Here is a 16,484-nt window from a genome sequence, read left to right as displayed (position 1 = left end):
TGACAGGATGAGAACAATCTACTATAGTGCCATTTTTAAGAGAAATAATCATTTATTTATTTTAGCAGGGGATAAAAGGGGCGTGCAGGTCTTGTATCAGTATGATAATAAAAGCTTTCTGGAGCAGAAATTTGATTACGCATCTCTGCAGGACGGAGAGCTGAACGGCTGTACCTTTGAACGCTGCTCGTTCAGGGGGGCGTCGATGGAGGAGATGAACTCCAGCTGCTGCAGATTCATCGACTGCGATTTTTCAGGGGCACAGCTGAATGCATCGCTGCACCGGGGAGCAGCCTTTACGAACTGCAAATTTACGGGAGCCAATCTGTTTGTTGCGAAATTTGAGGACTGTAAAATGACAGGTTCTGATTTTGCCAATGCTGCCATGGACGGCATTACACTGGACGGCGGGGACTGGTCATATACAAATCTGCGGCATATTAACCTGGCGCGCCAGGATTTGCGGGGCATCCGGTTTACAGAGGCGGACATGCTGGGCTGCAATCTGCAGAAATGTGACCTGCGCGGTGCGGATCTGAGCCGTGTGCGGCTAAGCCAGTGCAAGCTTGAGGGAGCTGATCTGCGGGATGCAAAGCTGGAGGGGATTGATCTGAAGAGCCTTGACCTGAAGAACGTAAGGATTGACGTGGAACAGGCTGTGCTGCTGGCCCGCTCACTGGGGGCCAAAGTAGGCTGAAGGATAGGCCGGAACAGGGCTGCAGCCCCGCTCTTATGAAGAGGCGGAGCTGCTTTTTTTTGTGCGGACGGTCATCTTCTGTTAACGGATCAGAGCTGGTAGAGCGAAGCCATGCAGTCAACAAACATTTTGTTGTACCCCGAACGGGTAAGGTCATGAGTTGAGGCTATATCGCGGCCAAGGAACTCGAACCACGTAATTTCAGTGCCGTCTTTTTTATAAACAAATCTCTCATGCCGGATTGAAAAGGTGTCATTCTCGAAAGATGGGACTTGCTCATAGTTAAGCTCGGTACCCTGTTTCTCGCAGACCAGTGTTGCCAGAAGAATCAGCATTTTGAAAGGGTCATCATACATTTCGAATTGTTCGCTCACGGGACTACCACTCCTTGGTTTGGGCATGTGCTGCTGAGCAGAGTATACTACAGCATCCCTGCGGGATCACTAGCCGTGGAAGAACTCAGTATTATTTTGATATAACATATCAGCTTAATCAAGAAATTACATAATCGCAGGTTTGCTTATTATCACTACGGTTCTGTCCGATATATAATTATCGACTTACTTCGACAAGGGGACATGTGTATGTCATTTAACCTGCGCACCTTTTTTTCAGGCGCATTCGCTGTCATTATTATTCTGCTTACAGCCCTGCTGATCTGGATCATCGGCAGCGAATCAACGAAATCAGTGGAACGGAGCATTGGTGGCTCGCTTGCCGGGGAAGCGAAACAGATGGCAGAGAAACTCGATCATTTCATGTGGTCACGCTCCGGTGAAGTTCAGGTGCTCAGCAAACTTGCCGCTTTTCAGGAGCCTTATGATAAGGCGGAAATCAGCGGTCTGCTAAATGAGCTGAAGAGCAGCCTGCCTGTGTTCACCTGGGTGGGATTTCTGGATCCGCATGGTAATGTACTGTCGTCCACGGATAATATTCTGGCGGGCCAAAATATCAGCCAGCGTCCTGTTTTTCAGGAAGGAATAAAAGGCTTGTTCATCGGGGATGTCCACGATGCCGTACTGTTGTCCAAGCTGCTGCCGAATCCCGGCGGAGAAGAGCTGCAGTTTGTTGATGTGAGCCTGCCTGTTTACAATAAACAGGGTAAGACCACAGGAGTGTTGGCAGCACATCTCAGCTGGGAGTGGTCACGTGAGGTGGAGAAATCCATTGTCGATCCCCTTAAAGAGCGGATGAGCGGTATCGAGGTGCTGGTAGTCAGCCGGAAAGATGACACTATACTGCTTGGACCTGACAATCTTACCGGAACCAAGTTTACAGATCAAGTGCTGGAGAAGGTAAAGGCGGGGCAGAATTCCTGGATGGTAGAGCGTGCGGACGGCAGTAATACATACCTGACAGGATATGCTTATGGTGACGGTTATCTGAATTATCCCGGTCTTGGCTGGTCTGTCATTATCCGCCAACCTGCGGAAATTGCCTTTGCTTCGGTTCATCAGTTGGAGCGGTTCATTATTCTGAGCGGCCTGGCTGCTGCTGTTGTGTTCGGTGTGATCGGCTGGTTCCTGGCGGGATGGATTTCCCGGCCGCTGAATGCCATTTCCAGGGCAGCGGATTTGCTCAGCTCCGGCGCCTGTGTGGACATTCCGACTTCGGCCAGAATCACGGATGTGACGATTCTCTCCGCCTCTCTGCAGAACTTAGTGGATAACCTGACCAAGACAGAGAGCGAGCTAAGCTATATGTCTGATATGGCCATGCATGATTCACTGACCGGGCTGCCAAACCGTGCGGCACTGGATGAATTTATGACTCATGCGGTTAGTAAGGCCAAGCAGAATCAGACTACACTCAGCATTCTGTATCTGGATTTAGACGGATTCAAAAGGGTGAACGATACATACGGCCATGCGACAGGCGATGTACTGCTCCAGCAGGTTGCGGGCAGACTGCTGGACTCCACGCGTGATCACGAAATCGTTGCCAGGCTGGGAGGGGATGAGTTCGTTGTCATTCTACATACCTCCGCCGGCAAGCCGATGCAGGAGTCGGAAATTGTGGCTACGCGTATCATCAGCAAAATTAATCTTCCGTTCCTGATTGGAGGCGAGAGTCTTCATGTCGGCTGCAGTGTAGGTGCAGCGGTATGGTATCCGGATGCGGGGGAGCCGGCCGAAGCGATGCGGCTGGCAGATGAGGCGCTCTATATTTCCAAGCGCAGTGGTAAAAACCGGATAACCTTTGAGGCTGCAAGCTGATGCTCTTCGCCCTGCCGTTCTGAAAATAAGAAAGCTCTTTTGGCCTGTAGCGTTATAAACGCCTGCAGCTCAAAAGAGCTTTTTTATGTAAATGGAGTAATATGTAAACTGCTAGAAACGATTAACGCAGCCTTTTACGCGGGTTAGACCACCATTTGATCCACAGATTGTTTTCGTCGTCATGAAAGAACTTGATTCCAACCCACTTCAGAGGTGTCCACACCTCTTTAAAATAATATGAAGGCATAGTCTAATATACCCTCCTTCTAGTTATATTTTACTATATAATACGCCTAAATATTGGATTTAACAAGACAAGCCGAAAAAAAACCTAAAAAATAATATTAAAATTGTAGTGATTTTGTATAGGGGACGCCGGGAGCATCGCTCTGGCGTTTGTTTGCGCTGCAGTAAAAAGTGCATGCTGCCGGGGCCTTTAGGGATAAGCACAAGCCTTTCAGCAGAAGGTGCATTTAATATAGAGAAAGGATGTGAGAGCATGACCAATGCGGAGTTTATCGCGCGGATTGTGCCCTTTGCAATAGCGGATATGCAGCGCAGCCACATTCCCGCTTCACTTATCATAGCCCAGGCTGCGTTGGAGTCGGGCTGGGGGAACAGCGGATTAACGGTAAAGGCCAATAACCTGTTCGGCATCAAAGGCAGCGGACCGGCAGGAAGCATTGCTGCCCGGACAACGGAATACTTAAACGGCAATCCGGTTCAGGTAACTGCAGCCTTTCGCGCTTATATTGACTGGGGTGAATCCGTAGCGGACCATTCTGCGCTTATCGTCGGGGGCGTCTCATGGAACCGTAATCTGTACAGCAAGGTTATCGGTGTGGACGGACAGACCGCCGCCAGGGAAATTGCTGCTGCCGGATATGCCTCTGACCCTAATTATACAGCCAAGCTGATACAGATTATGGATACCTTCGATCTGTACCAATATGACGAGATCAAGGAGGATGATGAGATGTCGGCAGAGGATAGACAGAAGCTCGCGAATCTGGAGGCGGAACTTAAAGATCTGCGTGTACTGCTGGCCGGACTTACGGCCAGCCGGGATACTCTCAAAACCGGGATGCAGGAGCAGGGCCAGACGGTCAAAAATGTCACAGACCGGCTTGGCGTCATTGAAGGCCGGGCGGTTATGAATGTTCCTGCCTGGGCGGAGCCGGCGGTCAATGCGGCTGTGGCTGCAGGCCTGCTGGATACGCCGACGGGGGGAAGCTATGACTTTTACCGTCTGCTTACAGTGCTTCAACGGGCTGGACTGCTGGTGACCGGGAGGTGATTATGATGGTTAACGAGGCGCTGAGCAATGTACTCGCCTTCGCATCCGTACTCGCTGTATTTGTCATGGCGCTTGTCCAGCTGGTGAAAAACAGTGTAAATCTTCCGAAGCAGCTTGTTCCGGCGGTTGGTCTGGCAATCGGCCTTATAGTCGGAGCGGTTTCTTACCCCTTCACCGATATGACGCTTGTGCTCCGGCTGTGGGCCGGAGGTCTGGCCGGGCTGTCGGCTACCGGACTGTTTGAGCTTGCTTTTAACAGGCGGGACGGGCACACAAAGGACAAATAGCATACGCAGGAGACCAAGCTGCAAGGATATGCTCCTGCCTGCAGGTAATATGATTAAATAATGGCCGGATGCAGCTAAAATGATGAACTACGTAGATGCCAGAACCTCTCAGAATGCCAGTACAGCGAACTCTATTGCGATTCCGATTCTGCTCATCAATACGCCCCAGCTGTTCGGCCAGATCGGCTTGTTAAGTGAGGGGGTTACGACCAACCTGCGTCTGCTATTAAAAGGAACAATCTCGGTACAGCTGCCGCTTGCGCTGGTAGGGGTAACCGTTACGATCGTAAGAGGAACACTGACTTATACAGCCTTTGTATCATCCAATCTGCCCGGTACGATACGTGTGGGTCCGGAAAGCTTCGACGGCATACTGGTTTCAGACTAATGCAAGGTAAGATGACATATCACTTTCCAGCCTAAAAAAAGTCCGTTCTGCCCAAACTGTGCAGTGTATCCTCTCATATTCTATTCTGTAGTCATTATCTTGAAGGAGGTTATCTCATGGGTGCAGATTGCGGATACGGCGGTAATGTTGGCGGCGCTAATGTAGGTCCTGTAGGTCCTGTAGGTCCTGTAGGTCCTTGGACTTCCACTAGTGCGATTCTGGTTCTTTATATCCTGCTTGTTATTATCTTGAGTGCCTGCTTCATCTAGAGGGGGTTCCTCAGGCGTGTTTCCGGCGAAGCCGGGAGCATGCCTTTTTTGGCTGCTTCGGTATTTATGTTTTCTTGGTACGTAGGCAGGGATTAAACGCAATGTTGAGTTATAATGGAGAATAATGGATGGTATATAAGGAGGGGCTAATGATCATCAGACAATTAAAAGTAGAAGCTTATCTGAGAAGAGGTGAATACTGTGCAGGAACATGCTGAGGCGGACAAGAGAACTAGACCACTAAAGGAGAGATCATCTATGTGCAAAAAAATCGTAACTGTGCTCATCTGCAGTCTCCTGCTGCTTGAATACGGAGGAATAAGTCCGGAATCGGTATACGGGGCGGCTAAGCAGCCTGCTGTTATACTCAATAATGTGACCCTCAAAATTAATGATGAGGTACGGCCTTATCTTGAAGGGAAAATAGTGATGATGCCCGTCCGGCTGACAGGAGAAGGCCTTGGTTATGAAGTACGCTACATAAAAGCGCAGAATAGTCTGCAGCTGACAGGTAATGAACACACCTACGTTTTGAAGCTGGAAGAAAGCACAGTTACTGTTGACGGCAAAGACAAGCTGGTTATTGACGGCAAGGCTGTTCTGAAAAGAGACCGTATTTATGTTCCGTTAGCATACTTCAGCGCACTTGGAATGATAACATCGTATGATTCCGCTGCGAATCTGGCTGCTGCCAGCACTCCGCAAAAGTACGCGGACCATGTAGCAGACCTGCTCAGCACAGGGAAATACATGGAGCTGTGGCAGTCAGTGTTCAATAAAGAGGTCCAGCAGGCGCTTCCGGTATTAAAAATGCAGTCTGTCTGGGAGATGCTGGTCGGAACCTACGGTGCATTTGTCCGGCTGGATGCCGCCACAGCATCGTCTGCTGACGGATACACTGTGATTCACGCACCTGTTGTATTTGCACAAAGCAGCCTGGAAATGTCCCTTACGGTTGACGGCTCCGGCCGCCTGGCCGGTTTATTGTTTAAGCCAATGGCAGCATCAGATGATATGGAGCTTCCGGCGGGATTAAAGGAAGAGGAGACGATTGTCGGTGCCGGGACTGCACATCCCTTAAAGGGAACGTTGACATTACCCGAGCATACTTCAGGCCTTCTCCCGTCGGTCGTGCTGGTACACGGATCAGGCGCGTTTGACCGGGATGAAACCGCCTTTGGTTATAAAACCTTCCGCGATTTGGCCTGGGGGCTTGCCAAACAGGGAATTGCAGTTCTGCGATATGACAAAAGAACCTATACTTATGCGCAGCAATATGCCGGGGAAGCGTCAGCAGGCCTGACGGTCAAGGAAGAAACGGTAGAGGATGCTGTGCTGGCGGCCAAGCTGCTGAAGCAGGATGCGCGTCTGGATCCTGAGCGGGTATATCTGGCCGGGCACAGCCTGGGCGGCATGCTGGCACCGCGGATTGATGCCGCAGGCGGTAATGTTGCCGGACTCATTCTGCTGGCCGGTTCTCCGCGCAAGCTATGGGAGATCGTCTATGACCAGAACATGGCGGGTATACAGGCTATGAATGACAGTGATCCGCGCAAAGCGCAGAATGCTGCGCTTGTCGACGCCGAGCTTCAAAAGGCCAAAGCTCTGGCTTCCATGTCCGCTCAACAGGCTGCTCAGGCAGAGCCCGTATTCGGGTTGCCGGCGTCCTATCTGTTTGAAATGCAACAGCAGGATACGGCAGAGCTCGCCGGGAAGCTGACCAAGCCGGTACTGGTGCTGCAGGGAGAGGATGATTTTCAGGTATATGCGGAGAAGGATTTTGTGCAGTGGAAAGAGGTGCTGAAGCATAATCCGTCGGCAGAGTTTAAGCTGTATCCGGGGCTGAATCACTTTTTTGTCGATTATGACGGGAAAGGCGCTGGAACGCTGGAGGAATATTATGTACCCGGGAGAGTGAATGATCAGGTAATCACAGATATAGGAGCATGGATCGGCAGGCAGAAGTAGTACACGCAGCGTTTTATTTAGATTTTGATTGTTTTAAATTTTTCGCAATTATCATCTATACGAATATAGGACTAAAGTTATATTATAGAGTTGATCTTTTTAGTAATGATAATGGGGCCGGGCGGTGTATGTGTTGGAAGTTGCAGAATTCATGTTTTTTTCAACCATTGAAGGTTTATCCCTGTATTATTTAATTATGTGTTTATTCCGTTTTAAATGGAGAGGGTATCTATGGCCCGCCATGGTTATCATTCTGCTTAATAATATCCAGAGCTATCTGCTGCGCAATGAGCTGAATATGGATAATCTCTCCCCGCTGATAACGGTCATTGTATTTATCCTGCTGTTTGCTGCAGTTGTCCGGATGCCGGTAGTGCTGGCGGTTATGGCTACGGTGTCGGGGTATGTCATTTTTGCCGCCATTCAGACAGTGCTGGTCTTTATCCTGTTCGGATCACTTGAGGCTGTAAATGCGGATCTGTCGAGCGGATATTTGCTTCAATCCGCTACCGCAGCAGTAGTAGTAACCAGCTTCTGGTTCCTCTACCGTAAAGGCAGAGGTTTCACCTTTGATCTGGACAAACTCAGGTTCAAGCTTGAGGATATTGTGCTTACTGTGATGATCATCGTATTCCTGCTGGCGATCTCTGTGGTTCTATTTTATAATAACCTTCTATTTAATATTGTGTTCTTCATCGTGATGTCAGTATTTCTACTGTACTATTCCACTAAGAAGGAGCAAGAGGATGCTTGAACGAATGGCAGGATGGTCTGCGGCCAGAATCAAACAGATTGTCCCGGAACATCCGGCATCGTATGCAGTTCTCAAGTTTGCTCTTGCAGTGCTTTTTAATGTTGTACTCGTAATAAGCTGTACTTTGCTGGTTTCGCTGGCTACCGGCCATACGGCGGAAGCTGTGCTGATTCTGATTTTTTTTGCGCTGCTGCGGCAGGTCTCCGGCGGAGTCCATCTGAAGTCAGGCATAGCCTGTGTGCTTTTTACAACTGCTTTGTTTACCGCATTATCCTATGTACAGGCCGGGCAGCTCTGCGTACAGATCATGAACGGACTAAGCCTGCTGCTCGTCCTGCTGCTTGCCCCTGTCGGAATCGACAAACAGACCCGGATCCCGCGGCGGTACTGGCCGAGGCTCAAGATCATTGCGGCTATGCTCGTAACTGTTAATTTCTATATAGCATCTCCGGTTATTGCGGCTGCTTTTACAGCCCAGTCCATAAGCTTGGTATTTGCTTGGAGAAAGGGGAGCGGGAATCATCAGAACATTTCAGCACAAGGCCGTTTATAAGCTGGCGTCAATCCTGTTGGCCGTTGCTGCTTTTATAGCAGAGGCAGTGCCTAGTATACTTTACATCCACCAGCCGGAGATTCCGGAAGAATTACTGAAATAGTATTGGAGCTGGTTTTATTGAGCAGTATGTCAGTAACCCGTGACGCCAAGGGGGATTCCGGATTAATTGCCCTCGAAATCACGGAAATCACGTATATGGAGTTTGAACGCAGTCTGTACCGGATTGTGATCCATACCAAAGATGAAGTGTTTTACACAGTCGGGACCCTCAAATATTGGGTAACCACCCTGAAGAGCTCCGGCTACAAATTTGTTCTGGCAGACCGCAATACCCTGATCAATGTCACTAACATCACCCAGCTGGACAAAACCTTCCATGTCGCCTATTTCGGCGAGAACCGCAAGGGCATAGAGCAGAAGTGCTTCCTGTCCGAAAAGGGCTACAAGGAAGTCGTTAAGGAAGTCAGAATCGCGCAGCCGAATATTACGTTTATTGAGCTGCCGCTTTGGTAGTTCTTTTTTTTGCACAGGAAAATATTGCATGCCGCGCGATGATTCTTTATACTCCATGGTAGCACTTAAAATTTGAAATACATGGAGGGAAATGAACAAGGTGAAAAAGAAAATGACAGCTGCATTAACGGCTTTTGCTGTTCTGGGCGGGATGGGTGCAGGGGTTGCAGCCGGTGCTAACCTGCAGACGATTAAGGCATTTCTGAATCCGGGTATCAAATTTAAAGTGGACGGTCAGCCTGTCCAGCTGAAGAACAGCAGCGGCGCGGTAGTAGCCCCAATAACATATAACAATACTACCTACCTTCCGGTAAGAGCCATCTCCGATCTGCTGGGGGTAACCGTTAATTTTGATGCTGCGTCCAGCACCATTTCTTTAGGCGAACAGATTGAAGGCGTATCCATTGCCGCAGGTTTTGACTCAAACTATCACACTAAAGATCCTGATAAAACGGTCTATCTGGATAAGGACTACAAGGATGTTCATTTCGATAACGGCAGCGGCACACGCGGCAGCTCCTTCATGCTGTATCCGGATAAAAAATATCAGAAGCTGTACATCCAGGTGGCAGCTATCGGCGGCGACATTAAAGACTTTACCATTCAGGACAGCGATACGGATACCGTTCTGAAAAAACAGACCATTACAGCCGAGCAGGGGCTCGTTACCGTTGAGGCCAACATTGCCGGAGTAAGCAAAATTTACGTAACCGGCCAGGTTGAAGACGGAACGACCGTGTTTATTCCATTGACTACTTCCTATTATAAATAAGGTGCACTATCCAAATTGTATGAATGCTTGAAGGCAGGCTACTCTAAAGGGTGGCCTTTTTCTGTTGGACAAACAAGTTCCTTCTGCGAATACACAAAAAAATCGAGGCCCTATTGCTAGGGCCTCTTTCATGGGAGAGGAGAAACCGGACGAAGAGCTTATGGGGAAACGTAAGCCTGCTCCGCGGTTGTCTACGACATTTTGTGATGTCGATAGTTACATGATGTCCGGGATTGAATGGTTCTATACATGGTGTTTGATTATTTTTTTGCTTTACTCCAAACGTACACCAATAGACAAACTTTTTATTTAACCGATTAATTGTGGTACTATAGGCTTGGACTTATGCCCCTAACGGCATAATAAACAGAGACATAGAGCAGGTGAATCGGTGAGAGTTGTATCGGGAAGTGCCAAGGGGAGACCCCTGAAAAGTGTACCAGGTAACGGGACGCGTCCAACGACCGATAAGGTGAAGGAAGCGCTGTTCAGCATGATTGGCCCTTATTTTGAAGGCGGCAATGCGCTGGATTTGTTCGCTGGCACCGGCGGTCTTGGAATTGAAGCGCTGAGCAGAGGGATGGAACGCGCGGTGTTTGTAGATATGGAGCAGAAAAGCATTGATACGGTGCGGGCTAATCTGAAGGCGGCAAAGCTGGAGGAGCAGGCAGAGGTATACCGTAACGATGCCGGACGGGCTCTTGGTGCGCTGGAGAAGCGGGGACGGGCTTTTGATCTTGTGTTTCTGGACCCGCCTTACCGGATGAAGCACGGCGATGAGTTAATGCTGGCCTTGGCCGGCAAAGGTTTACTTAACCCTAATGCGGTCATTGTACTGGAACATGAATCAGGCTACGCTTACCCTGAAGAGATTCCGGGGTTCTACCGGACAAGGCAGGCTACATATGGTGAGACGGCGATTTCCATCTATCAGTACGAAGCTGCTTCTGAAGAAGCTGTTGAGAGTGGCAGGGAGGGTAACGATGAGTCTGCAAATTAGAAAAGAACGTGTTGCCATCTATCCGGGAAGCTTTGATCCGGTTACAATGGGGCATATCGATATTATCCGGCGCGCTGCCAAACAGTTTGACAGGCTTATAGTTACCGTGCTGAATAATCTCAGCAAAAAACCGATGTTTACCGTGGAAGAGCGCACAGAGCTGCTGCGGCAGGCAACGGCGGATCTTCCTAATGTGGAGGTGGACAGCTTCCGGGATCTGCTGGTGAATTATCTCCGCCAAAAGAACGCCCAGGTCATCGTACGCGGAATCCGTACAGTTACCGACTTCGAATATGAGCTGCAGACCGCTTCGATCAATCACAGCCTGGACCCTGAAGTGGAAACCATCTTCATGATGACCAACCCCAAATATTCCTACCTAAGCTCAAGTGTAGTGAAGGAGCTGGCCCATTTCGGCGGGAATGTATCCGAATTTGTCACCCCCGAGGTCGAGCAGGCGATGAAGCTCAAATTCAGCCAGCTGGACGCCGGAACCAGGTAACCATATATACTACTGCTGACAAGGCAGATAATAGCAGCAAAAGAAAAGTCTGCAGGCTCAGCAGCTGTGGAACTATATTCCAGACGGCAAGCGGACCGGTTATTCCGGCATCGCCTGCCGTTTCTGTGCTGCTGATGACTGGAAGAACAGGGGCAGGCACATGCTTCAGCGGCTGCCAGAGCACAAAGGTCAAGCCGAAGGCATAGAGGCTGTGCAGCAGACGTCCGGCAGCGTATGGAAGAAACCGGGCTTTGGCCTGCTTCAGGGCAGTCAGTGCCTGAAGCTGCCCGCAGATTCCGCTCCACCCGAGCACTGCGGACAGGAGTGCAAGGCTGGTTACACCTATTGCTCCAAAGGCAAACGGTTCTGCAACCTGTGAAGTCACGGCATTGGCGCCAAGATGAAGCTCGAGTACACTGGCGGCAAATCCCGGCGACAGCTGCGGGAGCCTGGCGGTGATAATGTTGATAACAACGGAGAACATGATCATATAGCCTCCGATTACCATCAGGCTCTGCACTGCGGCAGATACTGATTCGCCCAGCAGTCTGCCAAAGCTGCGCCCGTCCTGTTCACGTGCCTGAAGCATGGCCTGGCGGACCCTTGACATCAAGGATGCCGGCTTGACAGCCGGATGTTCGGGGCTGCCGGCTACTGTACGGTTTCTGCCAGATAACAGTGCTGCCGTGAATCCTGCGGCTAGGCCGGATAGCCAGTGAATGGCTAACAGGGCATAGCCTGCTGCCGGGCTGTGCAGGAAAGCTGCACCGACTACAATTACTACAGTTACAGGGCTGGCAAAATGGGCCAGTGAAGCGAGGCGGCCGGCATCCTTGTCCGAAATGCCGCCCTGCTTATGAAGCTGCTGCACACCGCCTGCCCCTGCGGGGAACCCGGCGGTCATGCCGAGAGCCAGCGTCCAGCCTCCGGCGCCCGGCAGCCGGAACACTCGGGTCATGAGCGGCCCCAGCAATACACCCAAGCCGTGTACGAAGCCTGAGGCTGTCAGCATTTCCGAGAGGATGAGGAACGGCAGCAGCGCCGGGAAAATCAGCGTCCACCAGAGCTTGAGGCCTTGCAGTGAAGCCGCAAAGGACGATTCCGGCGATGAGATTATGGCCGCTGCAAGCAGGATGGCCGCTGCTCCGGTCAGAAAAGGTGCCGAAGCTGAAGTTATTCTCTGTATTTTAACGTTATTCATTTTGAGCTTCACCTCTTCATAGGTTAAGACATGGCATACGACTGTTATCAATTTATGCACAGCAGACAACCATCATGCCATAGCTGTCACAAGCCGCCTGAAGCAGGCAGAGAGCCGCAGGAAAGAAGGGAATAGCATTGAGGCAGCATAAACGCCGGGTAGGATTCCGTGCGATCGCCTACTTGTTTACTTTTGTGGTTATACTCTATGTTACTGTTTTTATGAATACTCCTTATATTGTGTATCAGCCGGGGAGAGCCTCTGAGGTGGCGCCGATGATCAAGGTGGAGAATGCAGACAAGGACGAGAAGGGCACCTTCATGATGACCACCGTGTCAGCAAGCTATGCCAATGTGGCGCTGCTTATCGCTTCAGCCTTTAATTCCAACAGTGAGGTTGTGCTGAAGGAGGCACGGCTTGGAAACAAAACAGAACAGGAATACGCGGCAGAGCAGGTTTATTATATGAACAGCTCGCAGTCTTTCGCCGTGCAGGCAGCTTATCATGCTGCGGGTATCCCTTATGAAGACGTAGTGGACTACCTGTATGTGTTCTCTGTGCCGGGTACGGCTAATCCTGGTCAGTTCCGTCCGGGAGACCGGATAGTCAGCGTAGAGGGACAGCATATCCCTGATCCGCAGGCTCTGTCTGCGCTGCTGTCATCCAGACAAATTGGAGACCGGGTTGAGGCGGTGCTGCAGCGGGACGGGAAGGAAATTACAGAGCAGGTGGCATTGGTTGAGGTAATAGATGCGGATACCGGAAAAGGAAAACCGGGATTAGGCGTAGTTATCGGAGCTGTCCAGAAGGTCGAGCCCAAGGTTGCGGGCAAGGCGGTCAGCTTCACGGATACCGATGTCGGCGGCCCCTCAGCTGGCCTTATGTTTACTATGGAAATCTATAACCAGCTTACACCGGGGGATTTGACCGGAGGGCATAGAATCGCGGGGACTGGCACTATTACTGCTGAAGGCACTGTAGGAGCGATCGGCGGGGTCAAGCATAAAATTGTTGCTGCGGACCGTGAGCGGGCAGAGGTGTTCTTCGTGCCAGTCAAGAACTATGATGAAGCCAAAGCGAAGGCAGACGAAATAGGCACCTCGATGAAGCTGGTGCCTGTATCAACGCTGGGTGAGGCGCTGGATTATATGGAGAAGCTGCCGGCTATATCCTCACCGGCGGCTTGAGATAGTCAGCGTACAGGTCAGCCCGTCGGGGCTCATTGAATGCTCCGGCGTAGGCGGCAGCTGCCCGGAGGTCACGGTCCAATCCGGGATGGGTGAACTGCGCTGGTGAGAGAACAACAGGCCAGGCTGCCGTCTGCTTCATCTTCTTGAGCAGTGTGCGCCCGCTCTCGCGGAAGCCTAACACGCGGATGTATCCGGGTCCGCCGGCTAATGCGGACGGGTTCAATTCAGCCTTGCTGTGATTCAATAAGGCATGGACAAGCAGGCGCTGCAGGCGGGTATGCGTGTAGCGCTTGCTTTTTAGCGCTTCCAGCAGCCCGCTGACTGTAAATTGATCCAGCAGCGGCATAACTTTGAGCAGCCGGTTCTCCAGCCCTTCATTCATATCCTGGAGCTCCCGCAGCTCTTCAGCGGTCCGGGTAATGAGGACATGGCGCAGCTGGCTGCGGAAGTCCTCCAGACTCACCGGGCCTCTGCCTGCCGCATGCTCCCTTTCCAGAATGGACATGCTATATTCCGGCATGTATGCCGCCGGAGCCCCCCCTTCCAGCAGCAGCCGGCGGATCGCCGTTGCGCTGGCAATGGACGACCCGCGCTCCAGCGGGTCGTGGAACCCCGCGCCGGTGCGCGGCACGGTGAAGGGCCTGATCGCGCTGCCGAGCCGGCGCAGCGCGATCAGGTAGTGCAGGCCGAGGCTGTTGTTGGGCTGCCGCAGCAGCGCCTCGGCCTCATGCGGACTCCCGTGCCCGCCGGGAGCCTGGGACCATACGGCCGCCGCAGCAGCGCTGAAGGCGGCCGGGAAGCTCGCTCCGAGCGCCAGGCGGCGGTGGAGCTCGCCTCGAAGCTCGCTGCTCTCATCGGCCAGGAACTCCGCCAGCCCGAGCAGCTCGCTTAAACGGCCTGCTTCCGAGCCGAAGCACAGGCTGTCGACGGCCCCGGTCGCCTCCAGCAGTGAGACTGCTCCGAAGGCGAACCACTCGGCCGGCTGCAGGGCATAGCCGACCGGCAGTTCAAGCACGAGGTCGGCGCCCATATGCAGCGCCATCTCCGTGCGGGCCTGCTTGCTCACCGCCGCCGGCTCGCCGCGCTGGGTGAACGGCCCGCTCATCACGACGATGGACGTGTCCGCGCCGGTCAGTCTTTTGGCTTCATTAAAATGATGGACATGGCCGTTATGTAAAGGATTGTATTCAGCGATTATGCCGACTGTGGTCACGGGTCGTGTCACTCCAAATCGTATTTGATATATTGGGTTAATAGTTATATCATAAGTTGTCCCGGTTACCGAAACAACATAAAGGAAAAATGGTTGACAAACTTCGGTAATTCTAGGTATAATAATTTTTGTTTGTTTGGAGTGATGAATATGAAGATTCACTTTCGCAAATTGGCAAATGCCGACGAGCCACTGCACCTCCATGAGACACTGGATGTCAGCGAGCTTGTCAAAGGGCGGAAGGATATACTTTCTGTTGCACCGCTTACAGTGAACCTTAAAGCGCTGCCCGCGGGAACCGATAGTGTGAACGTGGTGGGAACATTGGAAGGGAATGTGGACATGTTATGTGCACGTTGCCTCAGCGAGGTTAACAGCAAATTGAACATTCCTTTTGCTGAGACTTTCAAATGGCTTAAGCAGCCGCTTCTTCCAGAAGACGAAGATGACGAACTCATCTACGCCCCGGACGAGATTGTGGATCTTGTTCCTTACGTGGAAGAAAACTTCGTACTGCACTTACCGGATTCGGTATTGTGCAAGGCAGACTGTCTTGGTCTTTGTCAGACATGTGGACAAAATTTGAACGAAGGCACCTGCAGTTGCGACAACACAGTAGTCGATCCCCGGCTTGCTGCGTTGAAAGGATTCTTTACCAAGCAAGATGACTAAGAACAAATCCCGGGTTATAACGGGTCAACAACAAATTCAGGAGGTTGATAATCATGGCAGTACCACAACGCAGAACGTCCAAGACTCGCCGCGACAAACGTCGCACTCACTTCAAACTGGTAGTACCAGGTATGGTGAAATGTGAACAATGCGGAGAGCTAAAACTGGCTCACCACGTATGCAAAGTTTGCGGAACTTACAAAGCTAGAGAAATCATCAAACAATAGTTTGTGATAAGAGATAGCACTTCATCTTAAGGTGGGGTGCTATTTTTTTATGGGCTGAAGTATTTTAGGCTTGCTGCATGGCAGGTGCCGGGGACTTGAGACTAAGGGGGGATATTTGAGGTTGTCTGCTATAGGCCCTTAAGAATTCATTGGATTTTCGTCACTTCATTTCACGATTTTGCCTGACTTCGAAGGATTGGTTGTAGAATAGCTGCTTATTTTAACCCGGAAAGCCATTTTCACCATAAAATAGTGGAATCAAGTGACGTTTATCCAAATAAAAACGGCCACTGTATTCGTCTAACATCCTTTCAGCGTATTCGTCCAAGACTTAGTTGATTATTTTTCAGGTAGCTCGATTACACAACATCCTAACGGACACCAGCGCCTTTATTTTCTTAAAAAGAGGGCTATTTTCCGCCTAACGGACCCTATTGCGCTTATTGCCTATCCTGAAGCCGTTTTTCAGGTCAATGTCAGTATTTAACGTCGCTGGTGTCCGTTAGCTTACTGGAAAGGGGCTGCAAGCACCAATAAGGGCCGCCCGGTCCGTTGCTCTCTGGTGGAACATCAGGCGGGACTAGAGCTTGATCCTTTTCGGGGAAATAAACTTGCCGGAATCCCGGCACAGAGCTTACCGCCCCCGCAGAGGATACCTTGTGAATGTAACTTTCATGTCAATGCTTTATTTTTGGCGGCTGATGCTTTATACTACATATTAGTACCTGGTTCTAAAATGAAATTTTAACCATAACGTAAGTG

Annotated in this window: 20 protein-coding genes and 1 pseudogene; 17 read left to right on the top strand and 4 right to left on the bottom strand. The window is 50.9% G+C overall.

From position 1 onward, the window contains the following. The first annotated feature begins 91 nt into the window (after window positions 1-91). Window positions 92-697, top strand: coding sequence for a pentapeptide repeat-containing protein (locus M2108_RS03560; RefSeq protein ID WP_277467227.1), 606 nt, complete (start codon window positions 92-94; stop codon window positions 695-697). 89 nt (window positions 698-786) lie between these two features. Here M2108_RS03560 and M2108_RS03555 read toward each other — a convergent pair whose 3' ends face one another. Further along, window positions 787-1,071 carry a hypothetical protein gene (locus M2108_RS03555; protein WP_277467228.1) on the bottom strand — a complete coding sequence of 95 codons (285 nt, stop codon included), beginning with the start codon at window positions 1,069-1,071 and terminating at the stop codon, window positions 787-789. A gap of 210 nt (window positions 1,072-1,281) precedes the next feature. Here M2108_RS03555 and M2108_RS03550 point away from each other — a divergent pair, with 210 nt between their 5' ends. Continuing rightward, complete coding sequence (locus M2108_RS03550; RefSeq protein ID WP_277467230.1) at window positions 1,282-2,913, top strand: sensor domain-containing diguanylate cyclase; 1,632 nt, start codon at window positions 1,282-1,284, stop codon at window positions 2,911-2,913. A 121-nt stretch (window positions 2,914-3,034) separates the two neighbouring features. On the opposite strand, the gene M2108_RS03545 is transcribed toward M2108_RS03550, so the two are convergent. Then, window positions 3,035-3,160: a hypothetical protein gene (locus M2108_RS03545; protein WP_277467231.1), complete on the bottom strand. Its 126-nt coding sequence runs from the start codon at window positions 3,158-3,160 to the stop codon at window positions 3,035-3,037. A 252-nt stretch (window positions 3,161-3,412) separates the two neighbouring features. Here M2108_RS03545 and M2108_RS03540 point away from each other — a divergent pair, with 252 nt between their 5' ends. From M2108_RS03540 to coaD, 12 genes and pseudogenes are all read left to right on the top strand, one after another. Then, complete coding sequence (locus M2108_RS03540) at window positions 3,413-4,210, top strand: glycoside hydrolase family 73 protein (protein ID WP_277467233.1); 798 nt, start codon at window positions 3,413-3,415, stop codon at window positions 4,208-4,210. Between the two features lie 5 nt (window positions 4,211-4,215). After that, window positions 4,216-4,497 carry a holin gene (locus M2108_RS03535; RefSeq protein WP_277467775.1) on the top strand — a complete coding sequence of 94 codons (282 nt, stop codon included), beginning with the start codon at window positions 4,216-4,218 and terminating at the stop codon, window positions 4,495-4,497. Window positions 4,498-4,576: 79 nt separating this feature from the next. Further along, window positions 4,577-4,885, top strand: coding sequence for a hypothetical protein (locus M2108_RS03530; RefSeq protein ID WP_277467235.1), 309 nt, complete (start codon window positions 4,577-4,579; stop codon window positions 4,883-4,885). A gap of 116 nt (window positions 4,886-5,001) precedes the next feature. Further along, window positions 5,002-5,154, top strand: a complete 153-nt coding sequence (locus tag M2108_RS03525; RefSeq protein ID WP_277467236.1) for a hypothetical protein — start codon at window positions 5,002-5,004, stop codon at window positions 5,152-5,154. A gap of 258 nt (window positions 5,155-5,412) precedes the next feature. Beyond that, entirely contained in the window at window positions 5,413-7,122 is a 1,710-nt protein-coding gene (locus M2108_RS03520; RefSeq protein WP_277467237.1) for an alpha/beta fold hydrolase, read from the top strand. Between the two features lie 241 nt (window positions 7,123-7,363). Next, window positions 7,364-7,876, top strand: a complete 513-nt coding sequence (locus tag M2108_RS03515; RefSeq protein WP_277467238.1) for a hypothetical protein — start codon at window positions 7,364-7,366, stop codon at window positions 7,874-7,876. Further along, a complete protein-coding gene (locus tag M2108_RS03510; protein ID WP_277467240.1) occupies window positions 7,869-8,429 on the top strand; it encodes an accessory gene regulator ArgB-like protein in 561 nt (186 codons plus the stop codon). Before M2108_RS03515 ends, M2108_RS03510 begins: the two co-directional genes overlap by 8 nt. After that, window positions 8,371-8,532: a cyclic lactone autoinducer peptide gene (locus M2108_RS31560; protein ID WP_481857203.1), complete on the top strand. Its 162-nt coding sequence runs from the start codon at window positions 8,371-8,373 to the stop codon at window positions 8,530-8,532. Before M2108_RS03510 ends, M2108_RS31560 begins: the two co-directional genes overlap by 59 nt. 26 nt (window positions 8,533-8,558) lie before the next feature. After that, complete coding sequence (locus M2108_RS03505) at window positions 8,559-8,945, top strand: LytTR family transcriptional regulator DNA-binding domain-containing protein (protein ID WP_277467776.1); 387 nt, start codon at window positions 8,559-8,561, stop codon at window positions 8,943-8,945. Window positions 8,946-9,036: 91 nt separating this feature from the next. Beyond that, a complete protein-coding gene (locus tag M2108_RS03500; RefSeq protein ID WP_277467241.1) occupies window positions 9,037-9,717 on the top strand; it encodes a stalk domain-containing protein in 681 nt (226 codons plus the stop codon). A gap of 385 nt (window positions 9,718-10,102) precedes the next feature. Continuing rightward, window positions 10,103-10,717 (top strand): annotated as a pseudogene (gene rsmD, locus M2108_RS03495) (16S rRNA (guanine(966)-N(2))-methyltransferase RsmD); the annotation flags it as partial. After that, entirely contained in the window at window positions 10,701-11,219 is a 519-nt protein-coding gene (gene coaD / locus M2108_RS03490; protein WP_221799791.1) for a pantetheine-phosphate adenylyltransferase, read from the top strand. The pseudogene rsmD and the gene coaD, both read left to right, overlap by 17 nt. Here coaD and M2108_RS03485 read toward each other — a convergent pair. Then, entirely contained in the window at window positions 11,191-12,420 is a 1,230-nt protein-coding gene (locus M2108_RS03485; protein WP_277467242.1) for a nucleoside recognition domain-containing protein, read from the bottom strand. The genes coaD and M2108_RS03485 overlap by 29 nt on opposite strands. A gap of 137 nt (window positions 12,421-12,557) precedes the next feature. Here M2108_RS03485 and M2108_RS03480 point away from each other — a divergent pair, with 137 nt between their 5' ends. Further along, window positions 12,558-13,607 carry a SepM family pheromone-processing serine protease gene (locus M2108_RS03480; protein WP_277467243.1) on the top strand — a complete coding sequence of 350 codons (1,050 nt, stop codon included), beginning with the start codon at window positions 12,558-12,560 and terminating at the stop codon, window positions 13,605-13,607. On the opposite strand, the gene M2108_RS03475 is transcribed toward M2108_RS03480, so the two are convergent. Then, window positions 13,585-14,823: a nucleotidyltransferase gene (locus M2108_RS03475; protein ID WP_277467245.1), complete on the bottom strand. Its 1,239-nt coding sequence runs from the start codon at window positions 14,821-14,823 to the stop codon at window positions 13,585-13,587. The genes M2108_RS03480 and M2108_RS03475 overlap by 23 nt on opposite strands. Window positions 14,824-14,973: 150 nt before the next feature. Here M2108_RS03475 and M2108_RS03470 point away from each other — a divergent pair, with 150 nt between their 5' ends. Together M2108_RS03470 and rpmF are read left to right on the top strand one after the other, a co-directional pair. After that, the gene (locus M2108_RS03470; RefSeq protein WP_277467247.1) at window positions 14,974-15,495 is read left to right on the top strand and encodes a YceD family protein; all 522 of its coding nucleotides are present in this window, start codon (window positions 14,974-14,976) and stop codon (window positions 15,493-15,495) included. Between the two features lie 53 nt (window positions 15,496-15,548). Beyond that, window positions 15,549-15,722, top strand: a complete 174-nt coding sequence (gene rpmF / locus M2108_RS03465) for a 50S ribosomal protein L32 (RefSeq protein ID WP_019911234.1) — start codon at window positions 15,549-15,551, stop codon at window positions 15,720-15,722. Window positions 15,723-16,484 lie beyond the last annotated feature (762 nt).

Origin of the sequence: Paenibacillus sp. PastM-3 (assembly GCF_029893965.1) — a bacterium.
GTDB lineage: Bacteria > Bacillota > Bacilli > Paenibacillales > Paenibacillaceae > Paenibacillus_AQ.
This window is presented reverse-complemented; position numbering and strand designations above follow the sequence as displayed.

Coding starts and splice junctions, on each gene's coding strand:
- M2108_RS03550 (WP_277467230.1), top strand. CDS start 1,282: ATGTCATTTAACCTGCGCACCTTTTTTTCAGGCGCATTCGCTGTCATT.
- M2108_RS03545 (WP_277467231.1), bottom strand. CDS start 3,160: ATGCCTTCATATTATTTTAAAGAGGTGTGGACACCTCTGAAGTGGGTT.
- M2108_RS03540 (WP_277467233.1), top strand. CDS start 3,413: ATGACCAATGCGGAGTTTATCGCGCGGATTGTGCCCTTTGCAATAGCG.
- M2108_RS03535 (WP_277467775.1), top strand. CDS start 4,216: ATGGTTAACGAGGCGCTGAGCAATGTACTCGCCTTCGCATCCGTACTC.
- M2108_RS03530 (WP_277467235.1), top strand. CDS start 4,577: ATGATGAACTACGTAGATGCCAGAACCTCTCAGAATGCCAGTACAGCG.
- M2108_RS03525 (WP_277467236.1), top strand. CDS start 5,002: ATGGGTGCAGATTGCGGATACGGCGGTAATGTTGGCGGCGCTAATGTA.
- M2108_RS03520 (WP_277467237.1), top strand. CDS start 5,413: ATGTGCAAAAAAATCGTAACTGTGCTCATCTGCAGTCTCCTGCTGCTT.
- M2108_RS03515 (WP_277467238.1), top strand. CDS start 7,364: ATGGTTATCATTCTGCTTAATAATATCCAGAGCTATCTGCTGCGCAAT.
- M2108_RS03510 (WP_277467240.1), top strand. CDS start 7,869: ATGCTTGAACGAATGGCAGGATGGTCTGCGGCCAGAATCAAACAGATT.
- M2108_RS03505 (WP_277467776.1), top strand. CDS start 8,559: ATGTCAGTAACCCGTGACGCCAAGGGGGATTCCGGATTAATTGCCCTC.
- M2108_RS03500 (WP_277467241.1), top strand. CDS start 9,037: ATGAACAAGGTGAAAAAGAAAATGACAGCTGCATTAACGGCTTTTGCT.
- coaD (WP_221799791.1), top strand. CDS start 10,701: ATGAGTCTGCAAATTAGAAAAGAACGTGTTGCCATCTATCCGGGAAGC.
- M2108_RS03485 (WP_277467242.1), bottom strand. CDS start 12,420: ATGAATAACGTTAAAATACAGAGAATAACTTCAGCTTCGGCACCTTTT.
- M2108_RS03470 (WP_277467247.1), top strand. CDS start 14,974: ATGAAGATTCACTTTCGCAAATTGGCAAATGCCGACGAGCCACTGCAC.
- rpmF (WP_019911234.1), top strand. CDS start 15,549: ATGGCAGTACCACAACGCAGAACGTCCAAGACTCGCCGCGACAAACGT.